This is a genomic window from Shigella sp. FC1544, assembly GCF_001722145.1.
Lineage (GTDB): Bacteria > Pseudomonadota > Gammaproteobacteria > Enterobacterales > Enterobacteriaceae > Escherichia > Escherichia coli.
On the sequence record NZ_MECT01000226.1, the window covers coordinates 1 to 2,334 of the forward strand.

A 2,334-nucleotide genomic window follows, 5' to 3' on the forward strand; every position below is an offset into this window, starting at 1 on the left:
ATAAGCGGAAGCCTGGCGAAGGATATCGTTACTGCGGCGCAGTTCACGATTTTCACGTTCCAGCTCTTTCAGACGCTGACGTTCAGCGGTGGTGAGCCCGCCATCACCGCCTCCGGTATCCCGCTCATGCTGGCGAACCCAGACACGCAGAGTCTCCGGCGTACAGCCAATCTTTGGAGCAATGGAACAAATTGTCGCCCATTGTGAGTCATATTCGCCCTGACTTTCCAGAACCATACGGACTGCCCGTTGACGGACTTCGGGGGAAAAACGAGTATTTTTAGTCATCCTGTTTACCTCTTTCTCAGGAAGTTTAGTCTCCAGGATTCCCGGGGCGGTTCATACCGCACAAACCCAATGTTGTTCCAGTAACTGCAGACAACGTAAACTTTGCGGCCCACGATCGATAACGTCTCCCACTGAGATAAGTAAATCTCGCCACGGATCAAAACGACAATGCCATAATTTGCGGCGCAACTGCTCAAGACAACCGTGTATATCGCCAGAAAGCCAGATATGTCGCCATTGATGACCCGCAATTCTCTGATAAACGGGCGCAGGCTGTTTCATCAATATTTTCCTCCCGCGCTAAAGATCACATAATCTTAACAAGAATGTTAAAAAACGCTGGACTCAGACAGTAGAGTGTGTGTTATGGTTGACTATAAAGTCAGCGAAGGAAATGCTTCTGGCTTTTAACAGATAAAAAAGAGACCGAACACGATTCCTGTTTTCGTCAATAAACAATAAAACCCTTTAAAATTAATGCGTTGAATAAATTTACGTTCATCTTTTAATCCCTGACACGTACCATTGCATATTAATACATTCAACCAGTTACCATTTTTTTCGAGTTTTTTAGAGAAATTTTCGGGAAAATTTCAGGTCAATCCATGCAGACGCAAGCAATTCCTGTATTGAATAATTCCGTAGCAATTATGTAAAATCATCTCCGGCTGATTTTCATTCAAACTCGCGCTATCGAACATCCATCAGCCAGCCGTGGCACGTTCTTGCATACGACGTGCTACGGTTTCCTTTACGATTTGGGGTTGCGACTTTACCTCTATTGATAATGCATTCCGGCAGAACGTTCAAATATGAAGTACGATGTTTAACTAACCGAAAAACAAGAACAATACGGTGCAAGCAAGCTATTCACAGTTAACTGAAACAGTATCGTTTTTTTACAGCCAATTTTGTTTGTCCTTTTATAATAAAAAAGTGCTGAAGTTCATTTCATGGAATGAACTTCATAAAAACTCCTACTTATTTCTTTTAACAAAGCCATTTGTCCATCGGCTTTAACTGAATGTCCATCATGTTACCGATAAATAATAACTTTTCATTGTCCCAAAATTCTTTTTATAACACTATTTCCGGTACATATGCTGATTACTTTTCAGCATGGGATAAATGGGAAAAACAAGCGCTCCCCGGTGAAAATCGGAATGAAGCGGTCTCCCTACTTAAAGAATGTCTCATCAATCAGTTCAGTGAGCTTCAACTGAATCGTTTAAATCTGTCCTCGCTACCTGACAACTTACCACCTCAAATCACTGTTCTGGAAATTACTCAGAATGCCCTAATATCATTACCAGAATTGCCAGCATCGCTGGAATACCTTGACGCCTGTGACAATCACCTGTCAACACTTCCTGAATTACCCGCATCTCTGAAACATCTTGATGTAGATAACAACCAACTAACCATGCTTCCTGAATTGCCTGCATTGCTAGAATATATTAATGCAGATAACAATCAGCTAACCATGCTTCCTGAATTACCTACATCGCTGGAAGTGCTCTCAGTAAGAAATAACCAGCTGACATTTCTCCCTGAGTTACCTGAATCACTGGAAGCGCTCGATGTAAGTACTAATCTTCTGGAAAGCCTACCAGCCGTACCTGTAAGAAATCATCACTCAGAGGAAACCGAGATATTTTTCCGGTGCCGCGAGAATCGCATCACACACATTCCGGAAAATATACTTAGCCTTGATCCGACCTGCACTATCATCCTCGAAGACAATCCTCTGTCCTCACGGATCAGGGAGTCTCTGTCGCAACAAACCGCCCAACCGGACTACCACGGCCCACGGATTTACTTCTCCATGAGTGACGGACAACAGAATACACTCCATCGCCCCCTGGCTGATGCCGTGACAGCATGGTTCCCGGAAAACAAACAATCTGATGTATCACAGATATGGCATGCTTTTGAACATGAAGAGCACGCCAACACCTTTTCCGCGTTCCTTGACCGCCTTTCCGATACCGTCTCTGCACGCAATACCTCCGGATTCCGTGAACAGGTCGCTGCATGGCTGGAAAA

Annotated in this window: 1 protein-coding gene and 2 pseudogenes; 1 reads left to right on the forward strand and 2 read right to left on the reverse strand. The window is 43.9% G+C overall.

What is annotated here, in order from left to right:
• Window positions 1–288 (reverse strand): transposase (locus BGK49_RS12700; RefSeq protein ID WP_032199081.1); only part of this gene is annotated, 288 nt, incomplete at its 3' end.
• Between the two features lie 54 nt (window positions 289–342).
• Window positions 343–570: pseudogene (locus BGK49_RS12705) on the reverse strand (metallophosphoesterase); the annotation flags it as partial.
• A 742-nt stretch (window positions 571–1,312) separates the two neighbouring features.
• On the opposite strand from BGK49_RS12705, the pseudogene ipaH3 reads away from it, so the two are divergent.
• A pseudogene (ipaH3, locus tag BGK49_RS12710) lies at window positions 1,313–2,334 on the forward strand (T3SS effector E3 ubiquitin-protein ligase IpaH3/Hc); the annotation flags it as partial.